Raw genomic sequence first — 7,105 nt, forward strand, 5'->3', positions numbered from 1 at the left:
CTGGCCAAGAGCAATTCGTTGGCTTGCGCAGACCCATGCAAGTGAACATGCTGGAGGCCAAGAGTCAGCTCTCGAGGCTGGTGAAGGCCGCCATCGCCGGCCAAGAGGTGGTGATTGCGAGCCACGGCAAAGCCCAAGTGAAACTGGTGCCACTGGCCGCTGAGTCAGGGCTGCGTCATCCGGGATCTCTCCGCGCCGCCATACCCCACCCAGGCGCGTGTGACGCAGCCTTCAGCGACAGCGTGGACGCTGAAGTCAGCGCCCTGATGCAGGGCTAATGCGACTGCTGCTCGACACCCAGGTGATGCTCTGGTGGTTGCTCGATGACTCCCGCCTCAAACCGGAAACCCGAGAGCTGATCGCCTCCAATCACTGCCTGGTGTCAGTGGCCAGCATCTGGGAAGTGGCGATCAAGCACCGCCTGGGCAAGCTGCCTGTAGCGCCCAGCCACTTCCGGGATCATTGCCTGCAGAGCGGAGCGACGCTGCTGCCCGTGCTCGACAGTCACGCCATCGAAACGAGCGCGCTGCCCGCCATTCATGACGATCCTTTCGATCGGCTGTTGATCGCTCAGGCAAGGATGGAGGGGCTGATGGCTGTTAGCGCTGATCGCCACTGGCCCCGCTACGACGTGACACTGCATCGGGCCTGAGTCAGACCGGCCCACACCACCCCCCTTCCGCCATCGCCACCAGCGCCCGCTCCAGAGCCAGCTCAGCGTGGGCTGCGGTGGTTCCGCCCTGGGCGTAGAGGACATAGGGCTCCCGCAGAGGGCCGTCTGCGGAAAACTCGCTGGTGCTGCCATCGATGAAGGTGCCGCCGGCCATCACCAGCTCACTGGCGTAACCAGGCATCGGCGCTGGCACTGGATCGAGGTAACTGCCGACGGGCGAGCAGGCCTGGAACGCCCGACAGACCGCCTTGAGCGGCTCGGGTGAACCGAAGCGCACCGCCTGAATCACATCACTGCGCACCCCGCCCACCAGGGGCTTCACCGCGTACCCCAACCCCTCAAACACAGCGGCGGTGAGTTCAGCGCAGAGCAGGGCCTCACTCACCATCTGTGGCGCCAGGAAGAGCCCCTGGAACAGCAACCGGTGCAGATCGAAACCCGTGCCGCCCTCGCTGCCGATGCCCGGGGCCGTGAGCCGGCAACAGGCCTGCTCCACCATCTCAGCCCGGCCGGCCACGTAGCCGCCGGTGGGGGCGATGGTGCCCCCGAGGTTTTTGATCAGAGAACCCGCCATCAGATCGGCGCCCACCGCCGTGGGCTCCTGCAGCTCCACCAGCTCGCCGTAGCAGTTGTCCACGAACACCAGACAATCGGGCTGGATCGTCTTCACCCGCTCCACCAGCCGGCCGATTTGCGCCACCGTGAGCGAAGGGCGCCAGCTGTAGCCGCAGCTGCGCTGGATCAGCACCATGCGCGTGGGCAGCGCCAGGGCGCCTGCGATCCCGGCCTCATCCACGCCGCCATCGGCCAGCAGATCGAGCTCGTCGTAGACGATGCCGAACTCGGCCAGTGAACCCTGGCCACTGCCGCGGATGCCGATCACTTCCTCGAGCGTGTCGTAGGGGCGGCCGGTGAGGGCGAGCAGGCGATCGCCGGGGCGCAGCACCCCGTAGAGAGCCGATGCGATGGCGTGGGTGCCACTCACGAACTGCAGCCGCACGGCAGCGGCCTCGGCCTGGAGCACCTGAGCGAACACCCGATCGAGCACCTCCCGGCCCAGATCGCCGTGGCCATAGCCGCTGACCGAAGCGAAGTGATGCACCCCGAGGCGCTCGGCGCGGAAGGCCTCCAGCACCCGCTCCAGCCGCAGCTTCACACCGGCGCGGCGCTCCCTGGCCACGGGCGTGATGCGCTCGAGCGCAGCAGCCAGCTGATCAGCCGCCCAGGCCTGATGAGGCGCGCTCATGGCAAACAACAACACAAGCCCATGCTGCAGGGCGCGTGACGGTCGACCATCCGTCTAGATTTTTTCGGATTGGTGTGTTGGTTACAGCGCCTTGCTGTGGTCAGCCTCCCCAGGCCAGTGGTGCGTTGGTCCCGCGGGACCTTCCAACGAACCGGAGCCTGCGCATCCTCTAGGAGTTCACTTTGGTCATCGCCCCAGACGCCGCCTCCGCGGCACGCACCCAGCGCGTCAGCGTTGATCTGGAGGGCAGCAGCGGCGGGTACAGCGAGGCCCAGGAAGCGCGCATGCGGGCCGCGCTGGTGGTGCCTCGTGCACCGCTCCCCCGCAGCCAGCGCAAGTACAAGCTGGGCACCACCGGCTTCATGCTCGCCATCCATGTGGGGGCTGTGTTTGCGCTGCTGCCGCAGTACTGGAGCTGGCAGGGCCTGGTGGTGCTTGCCGTTCTGTACTGGACCACGGTGCTCGGGGTGACCCTGGGACTGCACCGCCTGGTGGCTCACCGCAGTTTTGTGGCCCCGAAGTGGGTGGAGCGGGTGCTGGTGCTGATGGGCACCCTGGCCTGCCAGAGCGGCCCGATCGAATGGGTGGGCCTGCACCGCCACCACCACAAATTCTCCGACCAGCCCAACGACCATCACGACGCCGCCCGCGGCCTGTGGTGGGCGCATAGCGAGTGGATGCTGCACGACATCCCCGCCATCAAGGAGCTGCACCGCTTCACCGGCGACCTGCTCCAGGACCCCTTCTATCGCTGGCTGGATCGCTGGTTCCTGCTGCTGCAGCTCCCTCTCGGCGCTGCCCTCTATTGGTATGGCAACGCGGCCCAGATTCACGGCGGTGGCCTGGGCCTGGTGCTCTGGGCGATCCCGCTGCGCCTGGTGCTCGTGTATCACGTGACCTGGCTGGTGAACTCCGCCACCCATGCCTTCGGCTACCGCAACTTCGACTGCCCCGACCTCTCGCGCAACTGCTGGTGGGTGGCGATCCTCAGCTTTGGTGAGGGCTGGCACAACAACCACCACGCCCACCCCTCCAGCGCCCGCCACGGCCTGCGCTGGTTTGAGTTCGACATCACCTGGCAACACATCAAGCTGCTGCGCAAGCTGGGCTGGGCCAAGCGCATTCGCGAGGCGCGTTACCCGGCCTGAGCAACGGACGAGCGATCTCTTGAGTGATGCTTGAAGGCTTCCAGGAGCAGGTGGTGGAGTGGGCCCGCACTGGTGGGCTACTCGGCCTGGTCCTGGCGATGACCGTAGAGAACCTGGTGCAGGTGGTTCCCTCGCTCGTGATTCTTCCACTGGCCGGCCACCTGAGCGCCCTAGGGGTGGTGAGCCTTCCTGCCGCGATGGCGGCCTCAATCGCCGGCAGCCTGATCGGCTGTCTGATCTGGTATGGCCTCGGGAGGGTGATGAACGAACAACGGCTGGAGCGGCTGGCCAGACGCCGCGGTCGCCTGCTGGGGCTTACACCAGAGCGGCTCCAGCAATCACGCCACTGGTTTCAGCGCCATGGCTGGCAGGTGGTGTGCTGGGGGCGTCTGATTCCGGTGTTGCGCACCAATGTGTCGTTGCCGGCCGGGATCGAACTGATGCCCCTACCGGCGTTTCTGGGTTGGTCGCTGCTCGGCAGCAGCCTTTGGAACAGCTGTTTCATCCTGGTGGGCTACGGGTTGACGCGCTCTGGCAACTGAGCGGTTCCACTGCGGGCTGCGATAGATCTCCTTCCCTTCCTTGATCGTGGCCAACACCTTGATCTGCCGGATCGCCATCGGGTCCACCTTGAGCGGATTGGCATCGAGCACCACCAGATCCGCCAACTTGCCCACGGCCAACGTGCCCTTCTGCTGCTCTTCAAACAGCTGATAGGCCGCGTAACGCGTCAACGCCTGGAGACCGGCGTACGGCGTAATCCGCTCCTGGGGTTGCAGAACAGCACCTGAGCGAGATGTGCGTGTCACCGCACTCCAGAGCGCATCCATCAGGCTGGGACTCACACCCGCCGGCAGATCGTGATGCAGGGTGAAGGGCCTGCCGGTGCGCTGCACCGATCCGATCGGACCAAGCCAGCCCTGCCGCTCTGGCCCGAGGGCCCTGGTGAGGGCATCACCCATGGGATAGAGCCCCGCAGCCGTGAAGCTCACCACCACCCCCAGACGCTTCACCTGCTCAATCTGATCAGGCCGCAGCACAACGCCGTGATGCAGCACGGTGCGGTGGTCGAGCGGACCCTGGGTTGCTAGGAACTGGTTCACAGCCTGCAAGAGCTGGTCCGCAGCCTGATCACCCACCGCATGGGCAGCGAGCTGGCGTGCAGCGGGCCAGCTCGAATCGCTACGGAGCCGTTGCAGCAGCTGCACCAGATCCTCCACCCCCTGCCCGGGATCAGACGCCGAGCGGCGGGCCAGCTCACTGGTGTTGCCATCCAGCCACACCTTCACGCCAGACCAGCGCACGCGGTTGTCGTAGCGCCCATTGCCGCGCTGCTGTGGCCCAAGCCGCTCCCACCAATCGTGCTTGGCATAGATCGCCAGATCAATCGGCAGGAGCGGCTCGGCCTGAATGTGCTTCACCACAGCAAGGTCCTGTCCCCCCAGTCCCAGGCCCAGTTCGGAGGCTGTGGTCTGGCCATGCTGAGTCCACAGGGCGACAGCCCGCTGGACCCCCTCGCGGATCCGCTGAGGAGAGCGCGGCGGACGCGCCTGCATCAGGGCAAACACCCTCGCCTCACCCGGTGGCGCATCAGCCTGCCAACCCATCTGGCGTTGCAGCACACGATTGATCGCGCCCTGATGACCGGAACCGTCCTGAATAAACACCGGGCGGACCTCACTCACCTGATCCAGCTCGGACGTGGTGGGATGCCGCCGTTCCTCGAGCTGCTCGAGCCGATACCCCATCCCCTCGATCCACTCACCGGGCGGCACTGAGGCGGCATGCACCTTCAATCGTGCGATCAGTTCAGGGATGGTTCGCACGCCGGATAGATCGGCATTGAGAAGGGTGTGGCTGGCCACGATGAAGTGACCGTGGGCATCGATCAGCCCAGGCAACAGAGTGGCCCCGGCGAGATCAACCACACGCACATCGCCGCCGGCCATGGCGCGGGCCTGCCGCTGCGTGCCGGCGTACGCGATCCGGCCAGCGTGCTCCAGCAAAGCTTCCACATACCGCGGCTCGCTGCCCTCCATGGTGAGGATGTCTCCGCCGCTGTACAGGGTCATGCGCGGATCCGCTACAGCCGCGTTTCCCAGAACCATCACGCCGCTGGACACAACAACCGCCACACGGCGCCAAAACATGCGCATTGGGATCAGTTCAATCCCCGGCCGGCACGGCTTTGAGCCAACAGTTCACGGGCGCTCACGCCAAAGCGTTCTCGAAAGTCGCGGCTGAAACTAGCCAGATGCAGGTACCCGCAAGACTGCGCAACCTGCGACACCGTGACGCCAAGGGATGCAGCCTGAAGGTGTTGATGGGCACGGTCCAGCCGTTGACGACGCAACCATTGCATCGGACCGCAACCCACTTCGCGTTTGAATCCGATTTGGATCATGCGGCGTCCGTAGTGCACCTGCTGCTCGATCTCACTAAGAGACAGCGGCCGATGCAGGTTGGCCAACATCCACTCCATCAGCTCATGCACGCACCGCCTCAAAAGAGGATCGTTCTCGCGTTCAACCCCCTGGGCCTCGAGCTCTGACAGGGTGGGATGAAGGAGAAGCGCGATGCAACGGAGAACGAAATCGTCAAGACAGAGCATCGGGTCTGGCTGACCAGGCCCATGGCGAAAGCTGGAATCCACCAGCTCCAACGCCGCCAGGAGATGCTGGTAGTAGTAAGCGTTGCGCGCCACATCCAGCCGCACGACAAACGGAACGGAAAGCAGGGAAGCCAAAGCAGCCGCACTGAGCTCCTGATTCGCCATGGCCCGCATCCGGGTGATCAAGGAAGCCTGGGAAAACTGCAAACCCGTGCCGGATGAACAGTCGTTATCGAGCCTCCATCCCTCGGGGGGCAGGAAGGCCACCGTCTGCCCCGTGTTGTTGTCAATCTGATGGCGGCCCAGAGAATAACGGCCCCAACCACTGGAAGGAAGCGCCAGCAAGCAGAAGGACTGCTTGGGTCTCACCTCAAGGGTGATGGGCTCACCGAGCACACTGGTCAGCCCCACCCCTCCCAACACAGCCGCTGCCACCTGTAGCTGCAGGGGAGACGAACGTTGCAGGGGCGGGGCGATCGGTTCGAGATCGCAGACCGTGTACGTCGACGCCAACATCTGAGCGAGCTCGTCGGCACCCGATACGGATGACGCCCAAGCCGTATTCAGCAGGAGTGGCCGATCGAAGCTAGCAGGCAGCATCAAAAATGTTGAGCCAATTCAATGGAGAATGCGCCGCGAGAGCCTCAACAGACCAGAAGGCCTCTGACCGAATGCCTTGGCAAAATCACGACTGAGGGTCGCCAAACTAACTAAGCCGAACTGAACGGCAATGCCACCCACATTGTCGGATGGGCATAGCTGGAGGAGAGCCTGCCGGCCTGCATCCCGCCAGTAAGTGTATCCTCCCAAGCCATTACTGCCGGAACGAGACCGACCAGAAGAAATACAGCCACTACCAATAGGCACAGCGGCTTGTCAAGCCTAAATTCGCTTTTCATCAAACAGTACGCGAAAAGCAGTAATTCAATACATGAATTACTCACCCGAGTAGCTGATTTGACACATGGGAACTGCCAGCATCGCAGCAAATCACATCCAGAGCTGCTACAACCAGCCATGACCACGGCCCTTACCGCTCAACCGCCAGCCACCGCGTTCAACACGGCATCAGCCGCCAACCGCGAGCTGATCATCGCCGACGGCCTCTGCCCCCAGATCGCCGAGCTGCTGCCCGGTGCACTGCATGAGCTGGTGGCCCTGGGCCAGAGCCAGAACCCTCTCGCCGCGATCAGCGCGGAGCTGGAGCAGCGGCGGCGCGAGGGGCGCCGGGTTCAGACGCTGCACATCGTGGCACACGGCAGCCCCGGCGCGCTCCGGATCGGCGGTCAGTGGGTGGATGCGCCAGCCCTGATTGCCAATGCTGACCAGCTGGCGCAATGGGGGCTAAGCGCGATTTCGCTTTGGAGCTGCAAGCTAGGGAATCTCTGGACAAACGGGTTTGAGCGACCGCAGTGAGCAGGAAAGAG

The 7,105-nt window shown here is 64.3% G+C and carries 8 protein-coding genes; 5 read left to right on the forward strand and 3 right to left on the reverse strand.

Features of this window, described 5'->3' with window-relative positions; all coding sequences use genetic code 11:
* The first annotated feature begins 47 nt into the window (after window positions 1-47).
* Together H9532_RS03355 and H9532_RS03360 are read left to right on the forward strand one after the other, a co-directional pair.
* Complete coding sequence (locus tag H9532_RS03355) at window positions 48-278, forward strand: type II toxin-antitoxin system prevent-host-death family antitoxin (RefSeq protein WP_296365782.1); 231 nt, start codon at window positions 48-50, stop codon at window positions 276-278.
* On the forward strand, window positions 278-652 hold the full coding sequence (locus H9532_RS03360; RefSeq protein WP_296365785.1) for a type II toxin-antitoxin system VapC family toxin: 375 nt from the start codon (window positions 278-280) through the stop codon (window positions 650-652). Before H9532_RS03355 ends, H9532_RS03360 begins: the two co-directional genes overlap by 1 nt.
* A gap of 1 nt (window position 653) precedes the next feature.
* On the opposite strand, the gene H9532_RS03365 is transcribed toward H9532_RS03360, so the two are convergent.
* Window positions 654-1,919, reverse strand: a complete 1,266-nt coding sequence (locus H9532_RS03365) for a methionine gamma-lyase family protein (protein ID WP_296365786.1) — start codon at window positions 1,917-1,919, stop codon at window positions 654-656.
* A 284-nt stretch (window positions 1,920-2,203) separates the two neighbouring features.
* On the opposite strand from H9532_RS03365, the gene H9532_RS03370 reads away from it, so the two are divergent.
* Window positions 2,204-3,067, forward strand: coding sequence for a fatty acid desaturase (locus H9532_RS03370; protein WP_296365806.1), 864 nt, complete (start codon window positions 2,204-2,206; stop codon window positions 3,065-3,067).
* 26 nt (window positions 3,068-3,093) lie between these two features.
* Window positions 3,094-3,609, forward strand: a complete 516-nt coding sequence (locus H9532_RS03375) for a DedA family protein (protein ID WP_296365787.1) — start codon at window positions 3,094-3,096, stop codon at window positions 3,607-3,609.
* Here H9532_RS03375 and H9532_RS03380 read toward each other — a convergent pair.
* Together H9532_RS03380 and H9532_RS03385 are read right to left on the reverse strand one after the other, a co-directional pair.
* Window positions 3,514-5,217, reverse strand: coding sequence for an amidohydrolase family protein (locus H9532_RS03380; RefSeq protein WP_296365789.1), 1,704 nt, complete (start codon window positions 5,215-5,217; stop codon window positions 3,514-3,516). The two genes, H9532_RS03375 and H9532_RS03380, sit on opposite strands and share 96 nt — an antisense overlap.
* A gap of 11 nt (window positions 5,218-5,228) precedes the next feature.
* Window positions 5,229-6,278, reverse strand: a complete 1,050-nt coding sequence (locus H9532_RS03385) for a helix-turn-helix transcriptional regulator (RefSeq protein WP_296365791.1) — start codon at window positions 6,276-6,278, stop codon at window positions 5,229-5,231.
* Window positions 6,279-6,695: 417 nt separating this feature from the next.
* On the opposite strand from H9532_RS03385, the gene H9532_RS03390 reads away from it, so the two are divergent.
* Window positions 6,696-7,094 (forward strand): DUF4347 domain-containing protein, encoded by a 399-nt coding sequence (locus H9532_RS03390; protein ID WP_296365793.1) that lies wholly within the window; start codon window positions 6,696-6,698, stop codon window positions 7,092-7,094.
* Window positions 7,095-7,105 lie beyond the last annotated feature (11 nt).

This window comes from Vulcanococcus sp. Clear-D1 (genome assembly GCF_014654725.1).
Lineage (GTDB): Bacteria > Cyanobacteriota > Cyanobacteriia > PCC-6307 > Cyanobiaceae > Vulcanococcus.